The organism is Rhizobacter koreensis (assembly GCF_013366375.1).
Taxonomy (GTDB): Bacteria; Pseudomonadota; Gammaproteobacteria; order Burkholderiales; family Burkholderiaceae_C; genus Schlegelella_A; species Schlegelella_A koreensis.
Map to the genome: position 1 here is coordinate 201,710 of NZ_JABWMJ010000006.1, position 25,265 is coordinate 226,974.

Genomic DNA, 25,265 nt, shown 5'->3' on the forward strand with positions numbered 1-25,265 from the left:
TTTCGACGACGCCCGCTTCGCACCCGATGGCCGATCAACTCTCGCTCGCGCAACTCAACGCCGCGTCGGCCGACACTTTCGCCCAGCTGCTTCGCGGCACCTACGAGCACTCGCCGTGGATCGTCGAGCGCGCCGCCGCCCGCCGGCCCTTCGCGAGCCTCGCCGCGCTCAAGCGCGCGCTCGTCGAGGTGGTGCGCGACGCCGGCGCCGAGCAGCAGCTCGCGCTCGTGCGCGCCCACCCCGAGCTCGCCGGCAAGGCGATGGCGGCCGGCACGCTGACCACGGAATCGGCCAACGAACAGGGCAAGGCGGGCCTGACGGCGTGCACGCCCGACGAGCTGACGAAGATCCGCGAACTGAACGCCGCGTACCGCGCGAAGTTCGGCTTCCCGTTCATGCTCGCGGTGCGCGGGCCGCGCGGCGACGGCCTCCCGAAGGCGCGGATCATCGCGACCTTCGAGCGGCGCCTCGCCAACCATCCGGACTTCGAGTTCCGCGAGGCGCTGCGCAACGTGCACCGGGTCGCCGAGCTGCGCCTGGCGGACGCGTTCGGCGCGACGCCCGAGGCCGGCAACCGCATCTGGGACGACGCCGAGCAGCTCGCCGCGCACAGCGACCCCGGCTTTGCCGAAGCCGGCCAGCTCACGGTCACCTATCTCACCGACGCGCACCGCAAGGTTGCCGCGCAGCTCGAGCGCTGGATGCGCGAGGCCGGCTTCGACGAGGTGAGCGTCGACGCCGTCGGCAACGTGGTCGGCGTCTACCACGGCAGCGACGCGGGCGCGCCGCGGCTGCTGACCGGCTCGCACTACGACACCGTCCGCAACGGCGGCAAGTACGACGGCCGGCTCGGCATCCTGCTGCCGCTCGAGGCGGTGCGCGCCCTCGCGCGGAGCAGCCGGCGCCTCCCGTTCGGGATCGAGCTCGTCGGCTTCGCCGAGGAGGAAGGCCAGCGCTACGCGGCGACCTTTCTCGGCTCCGGCGCGCTCACCGGCCACTTCGATCCGGCCTGGCTCGATCAGCGCGACGCCGACGGCGTGACGATGCGCGAGGCGATGCGCGCGGCCGGCCTCCCGGGCACGCGGGAGGCGATCGCCGCGCTGCGCCGCGACGCGTCGAAGTACCTCGGCTTCGTCGAGGTGCACATCGAGCAGGGCCCCGTGCTCGCCGACCTCGACCTGCCGCTCGGCGTCGTGACTTCGATCAACGGCAGCGTGCGATTCGCCGGCGAGGTGATCGGCCAGGCCAGCCACGCCGGCACGACGCCGATGAACGCGCGCCGCGACGCCGCGGTCGCGGTCGCCGAGCTCGCGCTCTTCCTCGAGCGCCGGGCGAATGCCGACCCGGCGCTCGTCGGCACCATGGGCATCCTCGAGGTGCCGAACGGTTCGACCAATGTCGTGCCCGGGCGCTGCCGCTTCACGCTCGACATCCGCGCGACGACCGACCCGGTGCGCGACGCCTGCGTGGCCGACGTGCTGGCCGAGCTGCAGGCGATCGCCGCCCGCCGCGGCGTCACCGCCCACGTCGAGGAGACGATGCGCGCCGCCGCCGCGCCGTCCGACCCTGGCTGGCAGGCGCGCTGGGAACGCGCGGTCGGGGCGCTCGGCGTTCCGGTGCACCGCATGCCGAGCGGCGCCGGCCACGACGCGATGAAGCTGCACGCGCTGATGCCGCAGGCGATGCTGTTCGTGCGCGGCGAGAACGCCGGCATCAGCCACAACCCGCTCGAATCGTCGACCGCCCACGACATGCAGCTCGCCTTCGACGCCTTCATGAACCTGCTCGACGATCTCGCCCGCGAACGCGCGGCGAGCGGGAACGCCGCATGAACGCCTGCGACCGGCTCGACGCGTGGGTCGACGCGGCGTTCGACGACGAGGTCGCGTTCCTGCAGGCGCTGGTGCGCATCCCGACCGACACGCCGCCCGGCGACAACGCGCCGCACGCGGAGCGCACCGCCGAGCTGCTGCGCGGCTTCGGCCTCGACGTCGAGGCGCATCCGGTCGACACGCGCGAGGTCGAGGCCGCGGGCCTGCAGTCGATCACCAACCTCGTCGTGCGGCGGCGCTACGGCGACGGCCCGGTGATCGCGCTCAACGCGCACGGCGACGTGGTGCCGCCCGGCGACGGCTGGACGCGCGACCCGTACGGCGGCGAGGTGGTCGACGGCAAGCTCTACGGGCGTGCCGCGGCGGTCAGCAAGAGCGACTTCGCGACCTACACCTTCGCGCTGCGTGCGCTCGAGTCGCTGCACGAGCCGCTCGCCGGCGGCGTCGAGCTGCACTTCACGTACGACGAGGAGTTCGGCGGCGAGCTCGGTCCCGGCTGGCTGCTGCGCCACGGCATCGTCCGCCCCGACCTGCTGATCGCGGCCGGGTTCAGCCACCAGGTGGTGACCGCGCACAACGGGTGCCTGCAGCTCGAGGTGACGCTGCATGGCCGCGCCTCGCACGCCGCGTACCCTTCGACCGGCGTCGACGCGCTGCAGGCGGCGGTGCAGGTGCTGCAGGCGCTCTACGCCCGGAACGAGGCGTATCGCGCGATCACCTCGCAGGTGCCCGGCATCACGCACCCGTACCTGAACGTCGGCCGCATCGACGGCGGCACCAACACCAACGTCGTGCCGGGCAAGGTCGTGCTCAGGCTCGACCGCCGCATGATCCCCGAGGAGGACCCGGCGGCCGTCGAGGCATCGATCCGCGAGGTGATCGCCGGTGCGGTCGCAGGCCAGCCCGAGATCCGTGTCGAGATCCGCCGCCTGCTGCTCGCGCGCGCGCTCGTCCCGCTCGAAGGGAACAGCGCGCTGGTGAGCGCGCTGCAGCGCCACGCGGCGGCGGTGTTCGGCGAGCCGATCGAGGTCTCGGGAACGCCGCTCTACACCGACGTGCGGCTCTACGGGGAGGCCGGGATCCCGGCCGCGATCTATGGCGCCGGCCCGCGCACCGTGCTCGAGTCGAACGCGAAGCGCGCCGACGAGCACCTCGTGCTCGACGACCTGCGCGGCGCGACCAAGGTGATCGCGCGCACCTTGTACGAGCTGCTCGGCGGGCGCGGCTGAGGCAGCGTCGACGGCACGCGGCCGCACGGCCGCTCGCGATCAGCCCGTCGCACGCTCGTCAGTCCTCGCAAACCCGCATCCGGAAGGTGTGCACAGAAGTTGCATTCCGTTGGAGCATTGGCGTTTCGCCGCACCTCACCCTGGAGCCTCGATGACCCGCAAGCAACCGTCCCGCCGTCTGTTCGTCGCCACGCTGAGCGGGCTCGCGCTCGCCGCCGCCAGCCTGCCGGCGACAGCACAGGAGACGCCGATCCGTTTCCAGCTCGACTGGCGCTTCGAAGGCCCGGCGGCCCTCTTCCTGATGCCGATCACCAAGGGCTACTTCAAGGCCGAGAAGCTCAACGTCACCGTCGACGCCGGCAACGGCTCGGGCGGCACCGTCACACGCGTCGCCTCGGGCTCGTACGACATGGGCTTCGCGGACATGGCGGCGCTGATGGAGTTCCAGGCCAACAACCCGACCGCGCCGAACAAGCCGGTCGCGGTGATGATGGTCTACAACAACACGCCGGCGGCGGTCCTCGCGCTCAAGAAGTCGGGGATCGCCAAGCCGGCCGACCTCAACGGCAAGAAGCTCGGCGCCCCCGTGTTCGACGCCGGCCGCAAGGCGTGGCCGATCTTCGCGAAGGCCAACAACATCGGCAGCGTGGCCTGGACCGCGATGGACCCGACGCTGCGCGAGACCATGCTGGTGCGCGGCGACGTCGACGCGATCACCGGCTTCTCGTTCACCTCGCTGCTCAACATCGAGGCGCGCGGCGTCAAGACCGGCGAGATCGTCGTGCTGCCGTACCCCGAATACGGCGTCAAGCTCTACGGCAACGCGATCATCGTGTCGGAAGACTTCCTGAAGAAGAACCCCGAGGCCGTGAAGGCGTTCCTGCGCGCGTTCACCAAGGGCGCGCGCGACGTCATCGCCGACCCGCAGGCCGGCATCGCCACCGTGAAGGCGCGCGACGGCATCATCAACGAGCAGCTCGAGCTGCGCCGCCTCAAGCTCGCGCTCGACGCGTCGGTGCTGACGCCCGACGCCCGCGCCGACGGCTTCGGCGCCGTCAACGGACCGCGCCTCAGCCTGATGGCGAGCCAGGTCTCTGACGCGTTCGGCACCAAGGAGCGCGTGAACGTCGCCAACGTGTGGCGCGACGGCTTCCTGCCGAGCGCGGCCGAGCGCGACGTCTTCAAGGTCGCGCGCAAGTGAGCCCGCGGCACGGCGGGGGCCGCGGCACGGCGGCGGTGAACGCGTGCGCGCATGCCCGCTCGATCACGGCCTTGGGTGCGGCATGGCTTGACGACACGGCAGGGTCACGCGCGCCGTGCCGGGCGCCGGAGACCCCTCGATGAGCCCGGTCATCCGAAGCCGAACGCGGCCCCACGTGCCATGAGCGCTCCGTTCGTCGATTTCGAGGACGTCTGGCTCGCCTACAGCGACGAGCTGCGCGCGGCGGGCCAGTTCGCGGTCGAGGGCATCACGCTCTCCGCGGCGCCGGGCGAGTTCGTCGCCATCGTCGGCCCGTCGGGCTGCGGCAAATCGACCTTCATGAAACTTGCCACCGGCTTGCGCATGCCGTCGAAGGGTCGGGTGCGCGTCGCCGGGCAGCCGGTGACCGGCCCGCTCAAGATCACCGGCATGGCGTTCCAGGCGCCGTCGCTGCTGCCGTGGCGCACCACGCTCGACAACGTGATGCTGCCGCTCGAGATCGTCGAGCCGCACCGCTCCCAGCTGCGTTCGCAGCGCGCGCAATACGAGGCGCGCGCGAGAAAGCTCCTGCAGAGCGTCGGGCTCGGCGGCTACGAGGACAAGTTTCCGTGGCAGCTCTCCGGCGGCATGCAGCAGCGCGCATCGATCTGCCGCGCGCTGATCCATGAGCCCAAGATGCTGCTGCTCGACGAGCCGTTCGGCGCGCTCGACGCGTTCACGCGCGAGGAGCTGTGGTGCATCCTGCGCGACCTCTGGTCGGTGCAGCGCTTCAACGTCATCCTCGTCACGCACGACCTGCGCGAGGCGGTGTTCCTCGCCGACACGGTGTACGTGATGAGCCGCAGCCCCGGCCGCATCGTCGCGCAGCGCCGCGTCGAGTTCGCGCACCCGCGCAACCTCGAGCTCACCTATACGCCGGCCTTCGGCGACGTCGTCCTCGAGCTGCGCGAGCACATCGGCGCGATCCGGCAGAAGCTCGGTCCTGCAGACAGCGACGATGCAGCCGCGGCCGAAGCCGCCCAGCTGCGCGGCGACGCGATCGATCTCGGCGCGGCCGCCGCGCCGCCGGCCGTGCTGCGCGGCCCGGGAGGCGCCCGATGAGCCCGAAGCAACGTCAACGCTGGGCGCCGTGGCTGCTGCTCGTGGCGGTGCTGCTGCTGTGGGAGCTCGGCTGCCGCGCGTTCGGCGTATCGGAGTTCATCTTCCCGAGCCCGTCGCGCATCGCCACCCAGCTGTGGGAATTCCGCGGCGTGATCGGCGCCCACGCGTGGCGCACGTTCTGGGTGACGATGGTCGGCTTCGGCATCTCGATCGTCGTCGGCACCCTGCTCGGCTTCCTGATCGGCAGCTCGCGCCTGGCCTACGCGGCGGTCTACCCGCTGATGACCGGCTTCAACGCCATCCCGAAGGCGGCCTTCGTGCCGATCCTCGTCGTGTGGTTCGGCATCGGCATCGGCCCGGCGGTGCTCACCGCCTTCCTGATCTCGTTCTTCCCGATCACCGTCAACATCGCGACCGGCCTCGCGACCATCGAGCCCGAGCTCGAGGACGTGCTGCGCGTGCTCGGTGCCAGGCGCTGGGACGTGCTGATGAAGATCGGCCTGCCGCGCTCGATGCCGTACTTCTACGGGTCGCTGAAAGTGGCGATCACGCTGGCGTTCGTCGGCACCACGGTCTCGGAGATGACCGCCGCGAACGAGGGCATCGGCTACCTGCTGATCTCCGCGGGTTCGTCGATGCAGATGGGTCTCGCGTTCGCCGGATTGGTCGTGATCGGCGCCATGGCGATGGCGATGTACGAGCTCTTTGCGATCATCGAGCGCCGAACCACCGCATGGGCGCACCGCGGCGCGGGCGCCACCTGATGAGCACGAGCCTGCCGAACGTCGAGAACCCGCAACCCGAACCGCGCACCGAGCCGACCACGAGCCAGGTGCTCGCGATGCTCGAGCTCGCGCAAGCGCAGGCGCGCCGCGCGATGGACGCCGGCCACCACCCGTTCGGCGCGCTGCTGATCGCACCCGACCACATGACGGTGCTGCTGGAGCAGGGCAACGTCGACAGCGTCAACCACGCCGAAGCGGTGCTCGCCCGCGAGGCGGCGCGCCAGTACGCGCCGAGCCAGCTCTGGCCGTGCACGCTGGTCACCACCGTCGAGCCGTGCGCGATGTGCGCCGGCACCCAGTACTGGGCGAACATCGGCCGCGTCGTCTACGGCATCAGCGAACGCGCGCTGCTTGCCGAAACCGGCGCCAACCCCGAGAACCCGACCCTCGACCTGCCGTGCCGCCACGTCTTCGCGCGCGGCCAGAAGGACGTGCGCGTGATCGGCCCGGTCGCGGCGATGGAAGCGCCGATCGTCGCGCTGCATCGGCGGTACTGGCGGGCGCGCTGAGGCGCCATGGCTCGGGCGCGCGCCCGGACTCGCACGTCCAGCCGAACTTACGATGGGCGCGCTGTGGCTGATCAGCAGCGCAGCGCGAATCGCCTCGACATCAGCTGCTGGCGCTCGGCGCGAATCTGGTCCTGCCGATAGCCGGAAAGCGCGCCCCGAGCCTCGGCGTCGAGCGCACGAATGGTGGCGTCCAGCGCGGCGCACTCGCCACTTGAAGAGGTCGCTGCCGACCGCGCCGCCATGCTCTCGGCGAACGCGCGTCGCTCGCGGCGATGCGCGCGTCGGCGCTGCGCAGCATGTCGCGCTGATACTCGGTCAGTCCTGCGGGCTGCTCGGCCGGCACCGGTGGCAGCTCGATCCGCACCGGCTGCGGCATGCTGCCGCGGCAGTCGTTCGGCCCCGAATAGACGACGCGGCCATCGACGATGCAGCGGTAGACCGTCGAGGTCTCCCGCGTGAGGACGCGCGGCTCGGGCGCGGTTACCGGCTCGGCCGTGGGCGCCGCGGCACGTTCGGGCTCCGGAGCGATCTGCAGGCGCGCGCGCTCGGCAGGCGCCGGCTTCTCCCGCCCCAGTTGCGTGCTGAGGGTCCAGCCCACCAATGCGAGCACCCCGAGCGCGGCGAACAGGTTCCTGATCCATTCCGGCACGCTCGCGCGGCGGCGCCGCGGACGCCGCCAGCCGTCGCGTTCGTGATACCAGTCCCGATCCATCACACCCACGCGAACTCTCCCGTCGTGGTTCTCGGGGACTGTTCCATCGGAGGCAGGTGCCACCCGATGGCCAGGAGTTCAGCGTGTGCGGATTGTCACGAAGCCGTCCGCGTACTCAAGCCCTGGTCGCCGGCGTGCCACGCGTACCCGCGTGGCTCGACACCGCTCGCCAGTACCGCCTCACCCCACCCGCCGCGCCTGCCCCGCCCAGAACGGCTCGCGCACCAGCTTGCGGGCGAGCTTGCCGTTGGCGTTGCGCGGCAGGTCGGCGACGAAGTCGACCGAGCGCGGCTTCTTGAAGTCGGCGAGGCGCTGGCGGCAGTGGGCGATGACGTCGGCTTCGGTCGTCCGGTGGCCGTCGCGCAGCACCACCACTGCCTTGACCGACTCGCCCCAGGTCTCGTCGGGAACGCCCACGACCACCGCCTCGTAGACCGCAGGGTGGCTGTAGAGCGCCTGCTCGACCTCGGTCGGGTAGATGTTGAAGCCGCCCGAAATGATCATGTCCTTGCTGCGGTCGACGATGTAGACGAAGCCTTCGTCGTCGACGCGCGCGAGGTCGCCGGTCTTGAGCCAGCCGTTGGGCGCGAACGCCTGCGCGGTGAGCTCGGGCTCCTTCCAGTAGCCGGCGAACACGTCGGGGCCCTTGATCATGATCTCGCCGACATCGGCGCCGGAGACCGGCTCGCCGGCCTCGTTGGCGACGATCACCTGCGACTCTCCGATCGGTCGCCCGCACGACGCGAGGCGGTCGGGCACCTCGGCGAGCGCGCGCGCGTGGTCGGCCGTCGAGAAGAGGATCAGCCCGCCGGTGGTCTCGCCGCCGCCGTAGCCCTGCGACAGCACCGGGCCGAGCGCATCCCACGCCTCGGCGATGCGCGCGGGCGCCATCGGCGCGCCGCCGTAGGCGATCTGCTTGAGGCTGCTGCGGTCGTAGCGCTGCAGCCCCGGGTGCGTCGCCAGCCGGTTCAGCATGGTCGGCACCATGAAGGTGTAGCTGGCGCGCCAGCGCTCGACCGCACCGAGCAGCAGGTCGGGGTCGAAGCGGTCCTGGATCAGGATCGCGCCGCCCTGGTAGAGGAACGGCTGCAGGAACATGCCGCTCGCGTGGGTGAGCGGGCCCGACAGGGCGAGCACGTCGCCGGGGCCGACGCGCATGCGGTGCATGCCGACCTTGCGCAGGTGCGACATGCGGTTGCCGACGGTCTGCATCGCCGCCTTCAGCTTGCCGGTCGAGCCCGACGTGTAGTGCAGCACCGCGAGGTCGTGCGCCTCCATCTCGACGTCGCAGACGGCTTCCGAGGCGCGCGCGAGCAGGTCCTCGTAGCTCGCCCAGCCCCCGACGCCCGGACCGCCGATCGACACGAAGTGCTCGACGCCGCCGAGCTGACCGACGATCTCCTGCACCGAGTCGGTGTGCGAGTCGCCGACCAGGAACACGCGCGGCTCGCCGTTGGCGATGACGTCGACCACCTCGGCGGGCGCAAGGCGCGCGTTGAGCGGCATCTTGACGAGGCCTGCCTTGTAGAGCGCGATCTCGATCTCGACGATCGCCGGCCGGTTCGACATCTGGAACGCGACGCGGTCGCCCTTGGCGAGGCCGAGCCCGCGCAGGGCGTTGGCGAGGCGGTTGGCGCGCGCCTCGAGTTCGCGGAACGTCGTCACGCGGTCCTCGAAGATGACCGCCGGGTGGTCGGCGTAGTACCTGGCGTTGCGGGTGATGAAGCGTCCGATGTTCATGGCACGGCGTCCGGTCGGTTGGAGTGGCCAGGATCGTAGGAGCGCCCTCGCGCCGCTCCGATAAGGCAGTCGCGGCGCACGATGCCGCAGCGTTATCGGCGCCGATTCCGCCGCGTTATCGGGTTGGCACGCTGCGCTATCGCCGGCGTGGTGTGCGGCGCCGACACTGGCGTCCCGTCAGAGGTCAGACCGAAGGAGACCCCATGAGCCACGCGCTGAACCGCCGCCGCCTGCTCGGCGCCCTGCTCGCAACGGCGGCGCTGCCGCGGGTCGCGCGCGCCGCGGCCTACCCGAACGGGCCGGTCACGATCGTCGTGCCGTTCGCGGCCGGCGGCCAGTTCGACTCGATCGCGCGCCAGGTCGGCAAGCCCATGGCGGCCGACCTCGGCCAGCCGGTCATCATCGAGAACGTCGGCGGGGCCGGCGGCAACATCGCGGCCTCGCGGGTCGCCCGCGCGAAGCCGGATGGTCAGACCGTCCTCATGTACGGCGGCAACTACGCGGTCGCCAAGAGCCTCTACAAGAAGCTCGACTACGACCCGCTCGAGGACTTCGTGCCGATCTCGCGCATCAGCCTGGCGCCGCACGTGATCATGGCCTCGACAAAGTCCGGCATCACGAGCCTCGCGCAGCTCCAGCAGCGCGCCCGGCAAGGCGGGCTGTCGTACGGCTCGCCCGGCGTCGGCACGTCGATGCACCTCACATTCGAGATCGTCAAGGACCAGTTCGGACTCGACATCGTGCACATCCCGTACAAGGGCGGCGCGCCGGTGATGACCGACCTGATCGGAGGCCAGATCGATCTCGGCATCATCGCGGTCGGCCCGGCCCTCGAGTTCATCCGCACCGGCAAGGTGGTCGCGCTCGCGGTGACCAGCAAGGCGCGCTCGCCGGCGCTGCCGAAGGTGCCGGCGCTCGCCGAGCTCGGCGTTCCCGACCTCGACGCCGGCAGCTGGGCCGGGTTCGCGGTGCCCAAGGGCACGCCGGCGCCGATCGTCTCGCGCCTCAACGAATCGGTCGCCAAGGCGCTGCGCACGCCCGAGCTGCACAAGCTGTTCGACGAGCAGTCGTTCATCGCGACGCCCGGCACGCCCGCCGAGATGCGCGCCTACGCGGCGCGCGACGCGCAGCGCTACGAGCCGATCATCCGCAAGCTCAACCTGCAGGGGTCGTGACGCGCCCGCGTCCCGGCGTCACACGACGGATCGCGTGCGTTCGCGCAGCAGCTCGATGAAGCGGTTCGCCAGCGGCGACAGGTACGCGCCCTTGCGGGTGACGATGCCGATGCGGCGCGGCCACACCGCGCGGGCGAGCGGCAGCTCCGTGAGGCCGCGGCCGACCGGCGAGCGCAACGAGAACCGGCTCATCACCGTCAGCAGGTCGCTCTGGCGCACCGCCGCCGGTACCAGGGTGACCGACGAGTCGAGCTGCAGCACCACGTTCGGCGGCGGCGCGCCCTCTTCCGCGAGGCGCGCCTCGATGCGGCGCCGCGCCAGCACGTCGACGCCGGGCAGCGCCCAGCGCGCCTCGGCAAGGTCGCTCATTCGCAGCTGGGGCCGCGCGAGCAGCGGATGGCCCTCGCGCAGCGCGATGCAGAGCTCGTCGTCGAACAGCGCCTCCTGCGCCAGCCCGTCGGGCGGGGCGTCGTCGAGCGCATTGATCGAGAGGTCGAGGTCACCCAGGCGCAGCGACGCCAGCAGCGTGTCGTTGAGGCTGATCGCGAGGCGCGCCTTGGCGCCCGGGCGCTGCCGCAGCAGCTGCGCGAAGGTCTCGGCGACGAGCGAGTCGGCGAACAGCGGCGAGACCCCGATGCGGATCGTGCCGATGGCACCCAGGTGCAGGTCGCTCGCTTCCTGCACCGCTTCGTCGAGGCCGAGGCAGAGGTGCCGCGCGCGGTCGAAGAACACCTGGCCGACCGAGGTGAGCGTCATGCCGCGCGCGCTGCGCTCGAAGAGCACGAGGCCGAGGCTCGCCTCCAGCCGCTGCACGCCCTTGGTGAGCGCCGGCTGCGAGACGCCGAGGCGCTGCGCGGCGCGCCCGACGTGAGCCTCCTCGGCCACCGCGACGAAGTAACGCAAGTCGTCGAGCCGCATCGTCGATCAACGGGCTTCGCGGCCGCAGCCGCGAAGCCTCGAACCGGAGCATCCCCATGCCGACATCGCCATCCCCCGAACCGATCGCCGCAGTGCGCGCCCGCCTCGACCAGTATCTCAAGAACGAACTGATCCCCTTCGAGCGCGAGCGCGGCCTCGGCTACGAGGACCGCTTCCCGAAGGAGCTGGTGCGCTCGATCTGGCAGCGCTGCCGCGAGCTCGGCTTCTACGGCATCCACCTGCCGCGCGAGCTCGGCGGGCAGGGCATCGGCCTCGCCGACCTGTGCCTGCTGAAGGACGACGTCGCCGCGTCAGGCGCCATCCTGTTCCCGCACGTGCTCGGCGACTGGGGCGGGCCGTCGCGCATCGGCTCGCTCGTGAAGTACACGACCGCCGACCAGAAGCGGCGCTACGTCGACCCGGTGGTGCGCGGCGAGAAAGGCATCTGCTTCGCCATGACCGAGCCGCAGTCGGGGTCGGACGCGGCGAGCATCAAGACGCGCGCGGTGCGCGACGGCGACCACTACGTGGTGAGCGGCCGCAAGCACTTCATCTCGGCATCGACCTTCGCCGACTGCGCGATCACGATGGTGGTGACCGATCCCGACGCGGGGCCCAAGGGCATCTCGGCGCTGCTGATCGACTTCGACAGCCCCGGCGTCAGCCTCGACTTCGACTGCGTGCCGATGACCGGGCAGTACGTCGACGCCGACATCGTGTTCGACGACGTGCGGGTGCCGGTCGCCAACCTGATCGGCGAGGAAGGCGACGGCTTTCGCATCGCGATGGACCGCATCAGCGTGAACCGCCTGCTGCACTGCCCGACGATGATCGGCCTGGCGCGCCAGGCGCTGCGCCTGTCGATCGAGTACGCGCACCACCGCCAGCAGTTCGGCGGGCCGATCAGCCGCTTCCAGGCCATCCAGCACATGCTCGCCGACATGGCGACCGCGCTCTACGCGTGCGAGAAGATGGTGCTCGCGACCGCCGAGCTCGCCGCGCGCGGCACCGACATCCGCACCGAAGCGTCGATGTGCAAGGTGTTCGTCTCCGAGCGCTGCTTCGAGATTGCCGACAAAGCGGTGCAGATCCACGGCAACGTCGGCGTCACGCGCAACCACCCGGTCGAGTTCATCTTCCGCCGCCTGCGCATGTGGCGGATCGTCACCGGCACCAGCGAGATCCAGCGCAACACGATCGCCAAGGGGATCCTCGGCTGAAGCGCCGCGGCGGGTGGGCGCCGTCGCTGGCGCCGAAGGTCGGTCAGGCCACCGGCGAGCGCACGTGCTCGGGCCGCACGCCCATGCCGAGCACGCGCGCGAGCACGCGCTGCAGCGGCGGCAGGCGCGTGAGCAGGCGCATCGGCAGCGGTACCGCGAGCTCGGCGTTGGCGCCGCTGATCACCGGAGCGAGCACGTTGCGCTGCATCTGCACCTGCACCGCCTGCGTCACGCGCGTGGGCCACAGGCGACGCGCGCGGACCGCGTCGAGGTCGTCGTCGGCGAGCGTGCCGGCGCGCAGCTTGACCGCGAGCGCGTTGGCGGTGGCGACCGCGTCCTGGATCGCGAGGTTGATGCCGACGCCGCCGATCGGCGACATCGCGTGCGCCGCGTCGCCGATGCAGAGCAGGCCCGGCTTGGACCACCGCGTCAGGCGGTCGACGCTCACCGAGAGCAGCTTGACGTCGTCCCACGAGCCGATCGCGGCGACCTGCCCCGCCAGGATCGGCGCGGCCTCGGCGACGCGCGCGCGGAAGGTTTCGATCGGCTCGCGCCGCAGGTCGTCGGCGCCGCCTTTCGGGATCACGTAGGCGCACTGCCAGTAGTCGCCGCGGTCGATGGTGACGACGAAGCGGCCGCGCGTGACGCGGGCCAGCGTGTCGTCGACCTCGGCCGGGTCGCGCGGCACTCGGAACCACAGCACGTCGATCGGCGCGCCGAGGTTCTCGAGCGGCAACCCGGCCGCGTCGCGCAGGGTCGAGCGGCGGCCATCGCAGCCGACCGTGAGCCGCGCCCGCACCTCGAACTCGCCGTCGGCGTCGCGACCGCGCGCGCCGACGACACGGCCGTGCGCATCCTCGAGCGTGCTTTCGGCTTGCGCGCGCATGCGAACCTCGAGGGCCGGCAGGTTGCGACCGCTGGAGGCGAGGAAGTCGAGAAAGTCCCACTGCGGCATCAGCGCGATGAAGGCGTAGCGCGGCGGCAGGCCGCGGAAGTCGGCGAGCTCGATGCGGCGGTCGCCGAAGAGGCCGGTGAGGTGTTCGAGCCGCTGGTGCGGCAGCTGGAGGAAGCGTTCGAGCAGCCCGAGCTCGTCGACGATGCGCAGCGTCGACGGGTGCACCGTGTCACCGCGGAAATCGCGCAGGAAGTCGGCGTGCTTCTCGAGCACGATCGTCTGCACGCCGGCGCGGGCCATCAGGTAGCCGAGCATCATGCCGGCGGGGCCGCCGCCGACGATCAGGCAATCGGACGAGGTCTGGCGAGGCGTCATCGCAGTCTCCTGGGGCGCGTCACGAGGGCAGCCTGAAGCAGGGCGCACGCTGGGCATGGCGGCCATGCGGCGACGCGGGCGCGACGTGCGCCCGCATCAGCAGGCATCCGCCGGCGCCGCCGCGCAAGCCATCGACCAGCGCACGTCGATGCCCATCGGTCGAAGGCTGCCGGCGCCGCCGATTCTGGCCCCTACACTCGCCGCGACTCACGAAAGGCGACATGGGCTGGCGCGGTCATCTGCAATTGAACTACCGCGTGAGCGACACGGGCCGCAGCGTGCTTCACGCCACCCACAGCGGCCCCTTGCGCGTGCTCAAGAGCCTCTACCCGGAAGGCGACGCGCGCTGCCACAGCGTGCTGGTGCATCCGCCGGGCGGCGTGGTCGGCGGCGACGTGCTCGAGATCGACCTCGACTTGGCGAGCGGCGCGCAGGCGCTCGTCACCACGCCCGGCGCGACCCGCTTCTACCGCAGCGCCGGGGCCCCCGCGCTGCAGGCGCTGAACGCGCGCGTGGCCGGCGCCGCACGCCTCGAATGGCTGCCGCTCGAGACCATCGCGCACAGCGGGTGCCTGGCGACCAACCGCATGCGCTTCGACCTCGATGCAGGCGCCGAGATGATCGGCTGGGACGTGCTCGCGCTCGGCCTGCCGGCCGCCGACCAGCCGTTTGCGCGCGGTCGCTTCACCCAGCGCATCGAGCTGCCGGGGCGCTGGCTCGACCAGGGCACGGTGGATGCGGCCGACCGGCGCCTGCTCGACTCGCCGCTCGGCTGGGCCGGCCGGCGCGTGCTGGCGACGCTCTGGTTCGCGGCGGGCTCGGCGCTCGCGAGCGAACGCCGCACGCGGCTCGTCGACGCGGCGCGCGACCTCGCGAATGCCAGCTCGTTGGCACCCACCAGCGGCGCGACCGCGCCGCAGCCCGGGGTGGTCGTGCTGCGCGCCCTCGCTGCGCGCGTCGAGCCGGCGATGGGACTGCTCGTCGACGTCTGGCGGGCGTGGCGCGACGTGGCGTGGGGCCTCGAGGGCGAGGCGCCGCGGATCTGGCGCACCTGACCACGCGCGGCGCGCGTTCGATGCGGCCGGCGCTCGCCGCCCGGCGCGACGCCGGACGTCAGCCGCGGCGCCCCTTTGCCACGCTGGGCGGCCCTTGGCCGGCGACGGTAGGATCGACGCCCGCGGCCCGCCTGCCGCGGTCGGCGCCCGCGGCAGCTGCCGTCGGTGCCGCGCCCGATCCACGCGCCATCCCGCGCCCCTCACGATGCGTCGCAAGCTCTCCGTCCTGCACCAGTACGCGCTGCCCAAGCGCCGCCTCACGAACTTCGCGGGTCGCATCGCGTCGGCGCCGCGCGGCAAGACCACGCAGCGCCTGATCCGCTGGTTCGTCGGCAAGTACGGCGTCGACATGGCCGAGGCCGCCGAGTCGCAGCTGCACGGCTACGCGACCTTCAACGATTTCTTCACGCGCGCGCTTAAGGTCGGCGCCCGCCCGCTTGCCCAGGCCGACCTGATCTGTCCGGTCGACGGCGCGATCAGCCAGTTCGGCGTGATCGAGCACGACCAGATCCTGCAGGCCAAGGGCCACCGCTACTCGACCGCCGCGCTGGTCGGCGGCGACGAGGCGCTCGCCGACGAGTTCGACCATGGGCACTTCGCGACGATCTATCTCAGCCCGAAGGACTACCACCGCATCCACATGCCGTGCGATGCCCGCCTGCTGCGCATGATCTACGTGCCCGGCGCGCTGTTCTCGGTGAACCCGACCACCGCGCGCGGCGTGCCCAACCTGTTCGCGCGCAACGAGCGCGTGGTCTGCGTGTTCGAGTCCGACGCCGGCAAGTTCGTGCTGGCGCTGGTCGGTGCGACGATCGTCGGCAGCATGGCGACGGTGTGGCATGGCATCGTCAACGCGCCGCGCCCGCGCCGCATCGCCGAGTGGAACTACGACAAGCAGCCGGTGCTGCTGAAGCAGGGCGAGGAGATGGGCCGCTTCCTGCTCGGCTCGACCATCGTCATGCTGTTCCCCGCCGGCGATCTGGTGTTCAACCCGGCGTGGACCGCGGGTCATCGCGTCAAGTTCGGCGAGCCGATGGCCAGCCACGGGGCGCCGCCGCGTGCCGCGGCCGCGACGGCTACCTGACGAACATCTCGCCGCAGCGCGAGGCGCTGGTGCGGCCGACGGTGTCGTTGCGGATCTTCGCGGTGACGATGCGGCCGGCGCGGTTGCCGGTGATGAAGAGCTTGCACACCCGGTCGTCGAGGTTCATCGGCCCGGCCGGCGCACTGCCCACTCGCGACTCCCAGTTGAAGCTGAGCGAGCCGTCGGGCGCTTCGCTGCGGGCGGCCGGCGCACCGTAGCGCTCGATGAATTCGCCGATCGGCATGCCGACCAGTTCGCGCGTGACGACCGCCTGTGCGTCCTCGTTGCTGCGGATCGAGCCGCAGGCGGCAAGGCCGAACACCAGCGCGGCACTCGCGCCGCGGGCAAGGGTGGAGACGGGATCGATGCTCACGGAAGGTCCTCGCAAGGTTGCGTCGCGATTCTCGCCGAGCGGGCGCTGAGGCACACTCGCGCGCACATGCCGTCCGAAGCGATCGCCGTCGTCACCACCGTGGGCAGCGCGTCCGATGCCGAGCGCATCGCCCGCGCCGTGGTCGAGCAGGCGCTGGGCGCGTGCGCTCAGATCAGCGAGATCCGGAGCTTCTATCGCTGGAACGGCGAGCTGCAGGACGACCGCGAATACCGTGTCCTGATCAAGACCACCGACGACCGCTACGCCGCGCTCGAACAGGCGATCCGCGGGTTGCATCCCTACGACCTGCCCGCGATCCACGCGTTCGCCTTCGTTCACGTCGACCCCGCCTATGCGGCGTGGGTCTCCGACGAGACGCACCGCTGAACGGCAGCGCCGCGACGCATGCGGCACATGACTTGCCGCATCATCGTGTCCGACTTGAACCAACCCGAGGAGGTCGAATGGCGCGATACGGAAAGAAGGCATCGGAGAAGGTCGAAGAGACCATGCACGAGCTCAAGCAAGGCACCTTGAAGAGCGGCTCGGGCCAGAAGGTGACGAACCCGAAACAGGCGATCGCGATTGGTCTGTCCGAAGCACGTCGCGAAGGCGGCAAGGTGCCGCCGGCCAAGAAGGCGGGTGCCAAGCGCGCAGCGAAGAAGACCGCGGCGAAGAAGGCATCAGCCAAGACGCCGGCGAAAAAGGCACCGGCCAAGAAGGCACCGGCCAAGAAGGCGGCGTCGAAGACGGCAGCCAAGAAGGCGCCAGCGAAGAAGGCTTCGGCCAAGAAGGCAGCCGGCAAGACCGCCGCCAAGAAGGCGCCCGCGAAGAAGACGGGCAGCACGGCTGCGGCCAAGAAGGCGCCGGCCAAGAAGGCGGCGACAAAGAAGGCCGCAACGAAGACCGCGAGCCGGCCTGTGGCCAAGAAGGCCGCGAGCAAGCGGGCGTCGAGCTAGCGGTGTGCGTCGGGCGTGCGCCACCCGCGCGCGCCCGACCCGATTGGCGTCGGGTGCGCGGCCCTGGCGCGACCCGGCGGATGGCGACACGCCGGCGGCGGCTCGGCACGCCCTCGCGCGTGCGAGCACATTCGGCGAGGCAGCGCTCCCGCGCCGACCCGTCCGTTCGTCGAGCGTCGCCGCAGCCGCCGCGGCATCGGCGCAGAATCGGCGGCGCGCCGCGACGACGGCGCCTCTCGACAAGGAGCTCTCGAATGCGTCCGGCCCACGTTGTCTCGTTCGCCTTGCTCGCGCTTCCGCTCGCCGCGTCGGCGAGCTGCTTCTCGATCTATTCGCCGCGCAACGTCCTCGTCTACCAGTCGACGGTCAACCCGATCGACCTGTCGCTGCCGATCTCGCAGGCGCTGCGGCCGCGCTTTCCGAACCACCACCTGGTCATGGACCCCGACGAGTCGGCGTGCACCGAGGTCGGCGCCGGCAGCGCGAGCGCACGCCTCGACCGGCGCGGCTCCGGGCGCTCGCGCGGTACCGAGCAGATCCTCGAGACCTCGCCGCTGCTGCGCGACGGGCGCTCGCCGATGGACCCGAGCGCATCGCTCGACGAGTCCGAGTACCTCGACAACACGCCGGCCAGGCCCGCCACCGTCGAGCGCCGCGGCCGCGCCGCCGCCACGCCGCGCGCGCGGTGAAGGACACGTCTGACGCCGACCGTGCCGCCGCCGGCGCCGGACGACCGCGCGGCCGGCGCAGGGGCGGGTCCGCCTGAGGCCGCCCCCGCGGGCGAGCCGCAGGGGCGGCGCCCGAGCGAGCCGACGCGGCGGCGCACGCGTCGCATCGTCGGCGGCATCGTTGCCGCCGTCGCCCTGCTCGCCCTGACCGTCGGGCTCGTCTTCGACTGGAACTGGCTGCGCCCGGTGCTCGAGCACCACCTGGCGAGCCGCTCCGGGCGCAGCGTGCGGATCGGCCGCCTCGACGTCGGACTCGCCTCGCGCGTGGGCCCCACCGTGCGGCTCAGCGACGTGTTCGTCGCCAATGCGCCGTGGGCGAGCGCGCGCCCGCTCATCCAGGCACGCGAGGTGCGCTTCACCGTCGAGTGGGGCGGCCTGTTCGGGCGCGACCTCATCACGCTCACCCACCTGGTGCTGATCGACGCCGACGTCAGCCTCGAGCGCCGGGTCGACGGCCTGCGCAACTGGCGCCTCACGCACCCCGACGACCGCGGGCCGGGGCACGTACGCGTGCTCGCGATCGAGCCGCACCGCACCACCCTCCATGCGCTGCACGACGGCGTCGATCTCGCCATCGACCTGCGCGCGAGCGCGCTCGACGGGGTGCCCGCCGGCTCGGCGCGGGTCACGCAGGTCGACTTCGACGGGCGCTGGCGCGGCAGCGCCTTCAGCGGCTCGGCGGCGACCGCGGCGGTGCTGACGCTGCGCGACACCGCGCGCACGTTCCCGCTGCGCGGCCATCTGCTCTCGAACGGCAGCCGGCTCGACGTCGATGGGCAGGTGGCCGACATCCTGCGCCAGCCGCTGATCGAGGCCCGCACCGAGCTGCGCGGCGACTCGCTTGCGGGCCTCGGGCCGTGGCTGCGCGCTGCCGTGCCGGCGTCGCGGCCCTACGAGGCACGCGCGACGCTGCGGCGCGATGCCGCGCGGCTCGAGCTCGGTGACGTCGAGATCCGCGTCGGCACGAGCGACGCTCGCGGCACGGTCGCGCTGAACACCGGTGCCGAGCGCACCGACCTGACCGCCGAGCTGACGAGCCGCTCGGTCGCGCTGGCCGACTTCGGCCCGCGCAGCGGCCGTGGCGCAGCGGAGACGACGCAGGCCGGCGCACGCGAGGAAGCGGCCGCGCCGCGAGCCCGGCCACGCGACCAAGCGGCCGCGCCGCGGCCGGGTCCGGGTGCGTCGGCGCCACGGCCCCTGAGCGAGACGGCGGCTTCGGCCGCGGCGAGCGCGCCAGCCGCGGCCACGGCCGCAGCGCCCGCCGGCGCCGCGTCGGCCGAACGCGGCGTGCGCCCGTTCGGTGCCACGGTCCGGTGGCAAGCGGCGACGCTGAAGCTGCCCGCGAGCCGCGCGCCGCTCACCGGCGTGCGCGTGCAGGCGACGCTCGCCGACCGCGTGCTCGAGGCGCGCCCGCTCGAGTTCGCGGTCGCCGGCGGGCGGGCCACCGGCAGCGCGTCGGTCGACTTCAACGCCGACTCGCGAGGCTGGCGCACGACGCTCGACTGGCGCGGCGTGCGCCTCGAGCAGTTGCTCGGTCAGACCGATGTCGAGCGGCGTGTCGAGGCGGTGCTGAACGGCAGCGCGCGGCTCGCGGCACGTGGCCGTGCCCAGGACGACTGGCTGGCAAGCGTCGCCGGCAGCGTCGACCTGCAGGTGACCGGCGGAAGCCTTCCGGCATCGCTCGACGCCAAGCTCGCGCTGCACGGCCCGCGCGTGCTCGGCGCCATGCTGACCGGCGGGCGGGCGCCGATCCGCTGCGCGCGCGCCGGGCTCGACGTCGAGAACGGCATCGCGCGCTCGCGCGGCTGGGTGCTCGACACCGAGGGCGAGCATGTCGTCGGGCGCGGCAGCATCGACCTGCGCCGGCGCCGCCTCGACGTGCTGCTGACGCCCGAAGCGAAGGGCGCGTCGTGGCTCGCGCTTGACCGCTCGATCCGCATCGAAGGCCCGTGGCAGACGCCGGCGCGTCGGCTGGTCGATCGCGTCGCGCTGCCGGCGCCGGCCGCGTGCCGCGCAGCGGGGTAGAACCGCCCGGCGCCCGACGCGCCGCCGCGCTTCAGTCGCTGGCGAAGGCGTACGGGCCGCCGCGCTCGAGCGCGCGCCGGTACGCCGGGCGCTCGTGGATGCGCTGCAGGAACGCCATCAGGTGCGGCCGGCTCGCGTCGAGCCCGGCGCGCTGCGCCGCGGCCTCGACCGGAAAGCTCATCTGGATGTCGGCCGCCGTGAACTCCGCGCCGGCGAACCACGCGTACGCCGCGAGCTCGCTTTCCATGAAGTCGAGCTGGCGCTTCAGGTTCGGGTCGACCGTGAGTCCGAGCATCTTGTTCGCGATGCCGCGCGCGATCGGCTTGACGAAGAACGGCATCGGCGCGCTCTTCATGCGCTCGAAGATCAGTTTCAGCAACAGCGGCGGCATCGCCGAACCTTCGGCGAAGTGCAGCCAGTAGGTGTAGCGCCGGTGCTCGGGCGTGCCGCGCGGCGGCACCAGGCGCCCGCCGCCGTAGGTCTCGACCAGGTACTCGACGATCGCGCCCGACTCGGCGATCGTGACGTCGCCGTCGCTGATGACCGGCGACTTGCCGAGCGGGTGCACCTCGAGCAGCTCGGGCGGCGCGAGCATCGTCTTGGGGTCGCGCTGGTACTTGCGAATCTCGTAGCCGAGGCCGAGCTCCTCGAGCAGCCACAGCACGCGCTGCGAACGCGAGTTGTTGAGGTGATGGACGACGATCATGGGAGCCTCCGGCGCTGCGAGCCGGCAGCGCGGCGATTGTCACGGCGAGCAGGCGCGACGCCCGGCGCGTCAGATCGACATTCGCGCCCGCACGCCGTCGGCGTCCATCTGGCGGCCGGCGCCGCGCTGCACGATCGCGCCGCGCTCCATCACCAGGTACTGGTCGGCGAGCTCGGCGGCGAAGTCGTAGTACTGCTCGACCAGCACGATCGCCATCGGCGCGCCGTCGAGCCCCTGCGTCGCGAGGCGACGCAGCACGCGCCCGATGTCCTTGATGATGCTCGGCTGGATGCCTTCGGTCGGCTCGTCGAGGACGAGCAGGCGCGGTCCCGCGGCGAGCGCCCGGCCGATCGCGAGCTGCTGCTGCTGGCCGCCCGAGAGGTCGCCGCCGCGCCGGTTCAGCATCGTGTGCAGCACCGGGAACAGCTCGAACAGCGCATCCGGAAGCGGTGTCGATCCGGGCCGCGTCGCCAGGCCCATCAGCAGGTTCTCGCGCACCGTGAGGCGGCCGAAGATCTCGCGGCCCTGCGGCACGTAGCCGATGCCGCGACGCGCGCGCTGGTACGGCGTCTCGCGCGTGATCGGCACGCCGCCGAGCACGATGCGACCGGTGCGCACCGGCACCACGCCCATCAGGCTGCGCAGCAGCGTGGTCTTGCCGACGCCGTTGCGCCCGAGCACGACCGTGATCTCGCCGACGCGCGCCTCGAACGCGACGTTGCGCAGGATGTGCGAGCCGCCGTAGTACTGGTTGACGCCGTCGACCTGGAGCAGCGGCGCCGCTGCATCGGGCGCGAGCGCGCTCGCCGCGCCGCCGCGAACGCCGGTCGGCGTCGCGACCGTCGCGCGCCCGCCGGCGCCGAGCGGCAACGGGACGGCCGGCAACGGAACCCCGCTAGCGTCCAAGGTAGACCTCCACCACTTGTTCGTTCGCCTGCACGTCGGCGAGCGAACCTTCGGCGAGCACGCTGCCCTCGTGCAGCACGGTCACCTTCTTGGCCGGATCACCGGCCGTGAGCGCGTGGATGAACGTCATGTCGTGCTCGACCACGACGAGCGAGTGGCTGCCTTCGAGCGAGAGGAACAGCTCGGCGGTGCGCTCGGTCTCCTCGTCGGTCATGCCGGCCACGGGCTCGTCGAGCAGCAGCAGCTGCGGGTCCTGGATCAGCAGCATGCCGATCTCGAGCCACTGCTTCTGGCCGTGCGACAGCAACCCGGCGACGCGGTCGGCGCTGCCCTGCAGGTGGATCAGCTCGAGCGTCGAATCGATGCGGTCGCGCTGCTCGCCCGAGAGCCGGAAACGCATCGCCGCGCCGACCCCGCGCTCGGCCTTGAGTGCGAGCTCGAGGTTCTCGAACACGGTGAGGCGCTCGAACACGGTCGGCTTCTGGAACTTGCGACCCACGCCGCTCGAGGCGATGTCGTTCTCGCGCATGCGCAGCAGGTCGATGGTCGAACCGAAGTAAACGCGCCCGCTGTCGGGCTTCGTCTTGCCGGTGATCACGTCCATCATGGTCGTCTTGCCGGCGCCGTTCGGGCCGATGATGCAGCGCAGCTCGCCGGCGCTGATGCTCATCGACAGCGCGTTCAGCGCCTTGAAGCCGTCGAAGCTGACGGTGATGTCGTCGAGGTAGAGGATCGCGCCATGCGTGGTGTCGACGCGGCCCGGCTCGTGGACGCGCGACCAGCTCGCCCCGCGATCGCCGGACGCGCCCTGCAGGGCGGCGCGGCGCGCCTGCGCGGCATCGAGCGCGCGCGTGCCGGCGTTCATCAGATCGGGCGTCATGGCGCCTCCTGGCCGGCTTCGCGGCGCGCGCGTGCGCGCCAGCGCGCCACGATCGAGGTGTCGCCGCGCACCAGGCCGACGAGGCCGTTGGGCAGGAACAGCGTCACCGCGATGAACAGCGCGCCCAGCACGTAGAGCCAGTACTCGGGCAGCACCTGGGTGAACCAGCTCTTGGCGCCGTTGACGAAGAACGCGCCGACGATCGGTCCGACCAAGGTCGCGCGCCCGCCGACCGCGGCCCAGATCGTCATCTCGATGCTCGCCGCGGGCGACATCTCGCCGGGGTTGATGATGCCGACCTGCGGCACGTAGAGCGCGCCGGCGATGCCGCACATCACCGCCGAGATGACCCAGATGCTGAGCTTGTAGCGCAGCGGGTCGTAGCCGGTGAACATGACGCGCGACTCGGCATCGCGGATCGCCTGCAGGACGCGCCCGTACTTGGTGGCGACGAGCCAGCGCGCGGCGACGTAGAAGCCGATCAGCGTGAGCCCGGTGAGCACGAACAGCACCATCCGCATGCCCGGCGTCGCGACCGCGAAACCGAGGATGCGCTTGAAGTCGGTGAAGCCGTTGTTGCCGCCGAAGCCGGTCTCGTTGCGATAGAAGAGCAGCATTGCCGCGAACGTGAGCGCCTGCGTGATGATCGAGAAGTAGACGCCCTTGATGCGCGAGCGGAAGGCGAAGTAGCCGAACACGAAGGCCACCAGGCCCGGCACCAGCACCACCAGCAGCAGCGTCGCGACGAACGAATTGCTGAGGGCCCAGTGCCAGGGCAACTCCTTCCAGTCGAGGAACACCATGAAGTCGGGCAGGTCCGACTGGTAGTTGCCGTCGCGGCCGATCTGGCGCATCAGGTACATGCCCATCACGTAGCCGCCGAGCGCGAAGAAGATGCCGTGACCGAGCGAGAGGATGCCGGTGTAGCCCCAGATCAGGTCGATCGCGAGCGCGCAGATCGCGTAGCACATGATCTTGGCGATCAGCTGCACCGCGAAGTCGGAGAGGTGCAGCGCGTGGCCGGCCGGAACCACGAGGTTGAGCACCGGCACGACGACGGCGAGGGCGAGAAGCGCAGCGAGGACGGCCGCGGTTCGCTTCCCGCCGATGCCGCGCGAGCCCTTCGCGGTGGCGGGCAGCGGCGTCGAGCCGAGCGGTGGCAGGACGGCGCTCATGCTTCGGCGCTCCGGCCCTTCATCGCGAAGATGCCCTGCGGCCGCTTCTGGATGAAGATCACGATGAAGACGAGCACGGTGATCTTGGCGAGCACCGCACCCTGCCAGCCTTCGAGCAGCTTGTTCAGCACGCCGAGGCCGAGCGCGGCGTACACGGTGCCGGCGAGCTGGCCGACGCCGCCCAGCACGACGACCATGAACGAATCGACGATGTAGCCCTGGCCGAGGTCGGGGCCGACGTTGCCGACTTGGGAGAGCGCGCAGCCGGCGAGCCCCGCGATGCCCGAGCCGAGCGCGAACGCATAGGTGTCGACGCGGGCGGTGTCGACGCCGATGCACGACGCCATCTGCCGGTTCTGGGTGACGCCGCGCACGAAGAGGCCGAGCCGCGTGCGCGCGATCAGCACCGTCACGCCGGCGAGCACGAGCACCGCGAAGATCACGATCGCGATGCGGTTGAACGGCAGCGTGAGGTTGCTCATCAGCTCGACGCCGCCCGACAGCCACGCCGGGTTCTCGACCGGCACGTTCTGCGCGCCGAAGTACGAGCGCACCGCCTGCTGCAGCACGAGGCTGATGCCCCAGGTGGCGAGCAGCGTCTCGAGCGGGCGGCCGTAGAGCCAGCGGATCACGCTGCGCTCGAGCACCGCGCCGACCAGCGCCGCGCTCGCGAACGCGGTCGGGATCGCGGCCAGCACGTACCAGTCGAACGCACCCGGCCACCAGGCCTTGAACGCGTTCTGCACCACGTAGGTCGCGTAGGCGCCGATCATCATCAGCTCGCCGTGCGCCATGTTGATGACGCCCATCAGGCCGTAGGTGATCGCGAGGCCGAGTGCGACCAGCAGCAGGATCGAGCCCAGGCTGACGCCGGTGAAGACGACGCCGACGCGCTCGCCCCAGGCGAGGCGCGAGTCGATGCCGGCGAGCGAAGCGCGCAGTTGCGCACGCACCTCGGGGTCGGTTTCGACGTCGGCCGCGAGGCGTTCGAGCAGCAGCGTCTTGGTCGCGGGCTCGCGGCTCTCGCCGAGCAGGCGCGCCGCCTCGAGGCGCTTGCCGCGGTCGCTCGACGAGACCAGTGCCGCCGAGCGCAGCAGGCCGAGCTCGGCCTTGAGGCGCGCGTCGGTCTCCGCCGCGTATGCCTTCTCGATCAGCGGCAGCTTGGCTTCGTCGACCTGGCTCTTCAGCTCGGCGACCGCCGTGCGGCGCTCGGCCACGTCGCTCGAGAGCAGGTGCAGCGACGCGATCGCGGCGTCGATCTCGCGCCGCATGCGGTTGTTGTTGACGACGTCCTCGGCATCGCCGGGCAGCGCAACCGGCGCGCCGGTGGCGGCATCGCGAGCGGCGTCGTCCTTGACCACGAAGACGCGTTCGCCGGCCACCTTGACGTCGCCGTCGGCGAGCGCCTTCAGGAACGCCGGCACGGCAGGGTCACCGCTCGCCGCCGCGGCAGCGATCGCCGCGGCGCGGCTGTCGCTGTCACCGGTGGCCATGCCCTGCACCTGCGCGGCGGTGAGCGCATGCGCGGCCCACGGCAGGCAGAGCAGCAGGCAGGCGAGAAGACGAAGAGGACTCAACGCAAACCTTCGAAAGTGCGGGATCACGAGCGGGCGCGACGCGGCCGCGGCGGGGTTCAGCCGCCGCGCCTCGTCGAGCGCTGCGGAACGCCGCCGACGCGGGGG

24 protein-coding genes are annotated in these 25,265 nt (G+C 71.8%); 14 read left to right on the forward strand and 10 right to left on the reverse strand.

Annotation, left to right across the window (positions count from 1 at the left end):
• Positions 1-26 precede the first annotated feature (26 nt).
• From uraD to HQN59_RS14245, 6 genes are all read left to right on the forward strand, one after another.
• The gene (gene uraD / locus HQN59_RS14220) at positions 27-1,832 is read left to right on the forward strand and encodes a 2-oxo-4-hydroxy-4-carboxy-5-ureidoimidazoline decarboxylase (RefSeq protein WP_176069767.1); all 1,806 of its coding nucleotides are present in this window, start codon (positions 27-29) and stop codon (positions 1,830-1,832) included.
• Positions 1,829-3,061, forward strand: coding sequence for a M20/M25/M40 family metallo-hydrolase (locus HQN59_RS14225; protein ID WP_176069768.1), 1,233 nt, complete (start codon positions 1,829-1,831; stop codon positions 3,059-3,061). The genes uraD and HQN59_RS14225 overlap by 4 nt, the downstream gene beginning before the upstream one ends.
• A 151-nt stretch (positions 3,062-3,212) precedes the next feature.
• Positions 3,213-4,262, forward strand: coding sequence for an ABC transporter substrate-binding protein (locus HQN59_RS14230; protein WP_176069769.1), 1,050 nt, complete (start codon positions 3,213-3,215; stop codon positions 4,260-4,262).
• A 180-nt stretch (positions 4,263-4,442) separates the two neighbouring features.
• Positions 4,443-5,363 (forward strand): ABC transporter ATP-binding protein, encoded by a 921-nt coding sequence (locus tag HQN59_RS14235; protein ID WP_176069770.1) that lies wholly within the window; start codon positions 4,443-4,445, stop codon positions 5,361-5,363.
• Positions 5,360-6,127, forward strand: a complete 768-nt coding sequence (locus tag HQN59_RS14240) for an ABC transporter permease (RefSeq protein WP_176069771.1) — start codon at positions 5,360-5,362, stop codon at positions 6,125-6,127. The genes HQN59_RS14235 and HQN59_RS14240 overlap by 4 nt, the downstream gene beginning before the upstream one ends.
• On the forward strand, positions 6,127-6,657 hold the full coding sequence (locus HQN59_RS14245) for a nucleoside deaminase (RefSeq protein WP_217704132.1): 531 nt from the start codon (positions 6,127-6,129) through the stop codon (positions 6,655-6,657). The genes HQN59_RS14240 and HQN59_RS14245 overlap by 1 nt, the downstream gene beginning before the upstream one ends.
• 100 nt (positions 6,658-6,757) lie before the next feature.
• Here the strand turns inward: HQN59_RS14245 and HQN59_RS14250 are convergent, their stop codons facing one another.
• On the reverse strand, positions 6,758-7,369 hold the full coding sequence (locus HQN59_RS14250; protein ID WP_176069772.1) for a hypothetical protein: 612 nt from the start codon (positions 7,367-7,369) through the stop codon (positions 6,758-6,760).
• Positions 7,370-7,549: 180 nt separating this feature from the next.
• Positions 7,550-9,109 (reverse strand): AMP-binding protein, encoded by a 1,560-nt coding sequence (locus HQN59_RS14255; RefSeq protein ID WP_176069773.1) that lies wholly within the window; start codon positions 9,107-9,109, stop codon positions 7,550-7,552.
• 203 nt (positions 9,110-9,312) lie between these two features.
• Between HQN59_RS14255 and HQN59_RS14260 the strand changes: the two genes are divergently transcribed.
• Complete coding sequence (locus tag HQN59_RS14260) at positions 9,313-10,284, forward strand: Bug family tripartite tricarboxylate transporter substrate binding protein (protein WP_176069774.1); 972 nt, start codon at positions 9,313-9,315, stop codon at positions 10,282-10,284.
• A gap of 18 nt (positions 10,285-10,302) precedes the next feature.
• Here HQN59_RS14260 and HQN59_RS14265 read toward each other — a convergent pair whose 3' ends face one another.
• Positions 10,303-11,202 (reverse strand): LysR family transcriptional regulator, encoded by a 900-nt coding sequence (locus HQN59_RS14265; RefSeq protein WP_176069775.1) that lies wholly within the window; start codon positions 11,200-11,202, stop codon positions 10,303-10,305.
• Positions 11,203-11,258: 56 nt separating this feature from the next.
• Here HQN59_RS14265 and HQN59_RS14270 point away from each other — a divergent pair, with 56 nt between their 5' ends.
• Complete coding sequence (locus HQN59_RS14270) at positions 11,259-12,422, forward strand: acyl-CoA dehydrogenase family protein (RefSeq protein ID WP_176069776.1); 1,164 nt, start codon at positions 11,259-11,261, stop codon at positions 12,420-12,422.
• 43 nt (positions 12,423-12,465) lie between these two features.
• Here HQN59_RS14270 and HQN59_RS14275 read toward each other — a convergent pair whose 3' ends face one another.
• The gene (locus HQN59_RS14275; protein ID WP_176069777.1) at positions 12,466-13,692 is read right to left on the reverse strand and encodes an FAD-dependent oxidoreductase; all 1,227 of its coding nucleotides are present in this window, start codon (positions 13,690-13,692) and stop codon (positions 12,466-12,468) included.
• Between the two features lie 221 nt (positions 13,693-13,913).
• Between HQN59_RS14275 and HQN59_RS14280 the strand changes: the two genes are divergently transcribed.
• Positions 13,914-14,747, forward strand: a complete 834-nt coding sequence (locus tag HQN59_RS14280) for an urease accessory protein UreD (RefSeq protein WP_176069778.1) — start codon at positions 13,914-13,916, stop codon at positions 14,745-14,747.
• Between the two features lie 205 nt (positions 14,748-14,952).
• Positions 14,953-15,831 (forward strand): archaetidylserine decarboxylase, encoded by an 879-nt coding sequence (gene asd / locus HQN59_RS14285; RefSeq protein ID WP_176069779.1) that lies wholly within the window; start codon positions 14,953-14,955, stop codon positions 15,829-15,831.
• On the opposite strand, the gene HQN59_RS14290 is transcribed toward asd, so the two are convergent.
• Positions 15,824-16,204, reverse strand: coding sequence for a hypothetical protein (locus tag HQN59_RS14290; RefSeq protein ID WP_176069780.1), 381 nt, complete (start codon positions 16,202-16,204; stop codon positions 15,824-15,826). The genes asd and HQN59_RS14290 overlap by 8 nt on opposite strands.
• Before the next feature lie 66 nt (positions 16,205-16,270).
• On the opposite strand from HQN59_RS14290, the gene cutA reads away from it, so the two are divergent.
• From cutA to HQN59_RS26825, 4 genes are all read left to right on the forward strand, one after another.
• Positions 16,271-16,591 (forward strand): divalent-cation tolerance protein CutA, encoded by a 321-nt coding sequence (gene cutA / locus HQN59_RS14295; protein WP_176069781.1) that lies wholly within the window; start codon positions 16,271-16,273, stop codon positions 16,589-16,591.
• A gap of 77 nt (positions 16,592-16,668) precedes the next feature.
• Complete coding sequence (locus HQN59_RS25810; protein ID WP_217704133.1) at positions 16,669-17,163, forward strand: DUF6496 domain-containing protein; 495 nt, start codon at positions 16,669-16,671, stop codon at positions 17,161-17,163.
• Positions 17,164-17,417: 254 nt separating this feature from the next.
• Positions 17,418-17,852 (forward strand): hypothetical protein, encoded by a 435-nt coding sequence (locus HQN59_RS14305; protein WP_176069782.1) that lies wholly within the window; start codon positions 17,418-17,420, stop codon positions 17,850-17,852.
• Positions 17,853-17,873: 21 nt separating this feature from the next.
• Complete coding sequence (locus HQN59_RS26825; protein WP_176069783.1) at positions 17,874-19,916, forward strand: AsmA family protein; 2,043 nt, start codon at positions 17,874-17,876, stop codon at positions 19,914-19,916.
• A gap of 31 nt (positions 19,917-19,947) precedes the next feature.
• Here the strand turns inward: HQN59_RS26825 and HQN59_RS14315 are convergent, their stop codons facing one another.
• The 5 genes from HQN59_RS14315 to urtB form a co-directional block, all read right to left on the reverse strand.
• On the reverse strand, positions 19,948-20,622 hold the full coding sequence (locus HQN59_RS14315; protein ID WP_176069784.1) for a glutathione S-transferase: 675 nt from the start codon (positions 20,620-20,622) through the stop codon (positions 19,948-19,950).
• A gap of 69 nt (positions 20,623-20,691) precedes the next feature.
• Positions 20,692-21,396, reverse strand: coding sequence for an urea ABC transporter ATP-binding subunit UrtE (urtE, locus tag HQN59_RS14320; RefSeq protein WP_176069918.1), 705 nt, complete (start codon positions 21,394-21,396; stop codon positions 20,692-20,694).
• A 121-nt stretch (positions 21,397-21,517) separates the two neighbouring features.
• A complete protein-coding gene (gene urtD, locus HQN59_RS14325; protein WP_176069785.1) occupies positions 21,518-22,408 on the reverse strand; it encodes an urea ABC transporter ATP-binding protein UrtD in 891 nt (296 codons plus the stop codon).
• A complete protein-coding gene (gene urtC, locus HQN59_RS14330) occupies positions 22,405-23,583 on the reverse strand; it encodes an urea ABC transporter permease subunit UrtC (RefSeq protein ID WP_176069786.1) in 1,179 nt (392 codons plus the stop codon). The genes urtD and urtC overlap by 4 nt, the downstream gene beginning before the upstream one ends.
• A complete protein-coding gene (gene urtB / locus HQN59_RS14335; RefSeq protein WP_246294918.1) occupies positions 23,580-25,160 on the reverse strand; it encodes an urea ABC transporter permease subunit UrtB in 1,581 nt (526 codons plus the stop codon). Before urtB ends, urtC begins: the two co-directional genes overlap by 4 nt.
• Positions 25,161-25,265 lie beyond the last annotated feature (105 nt).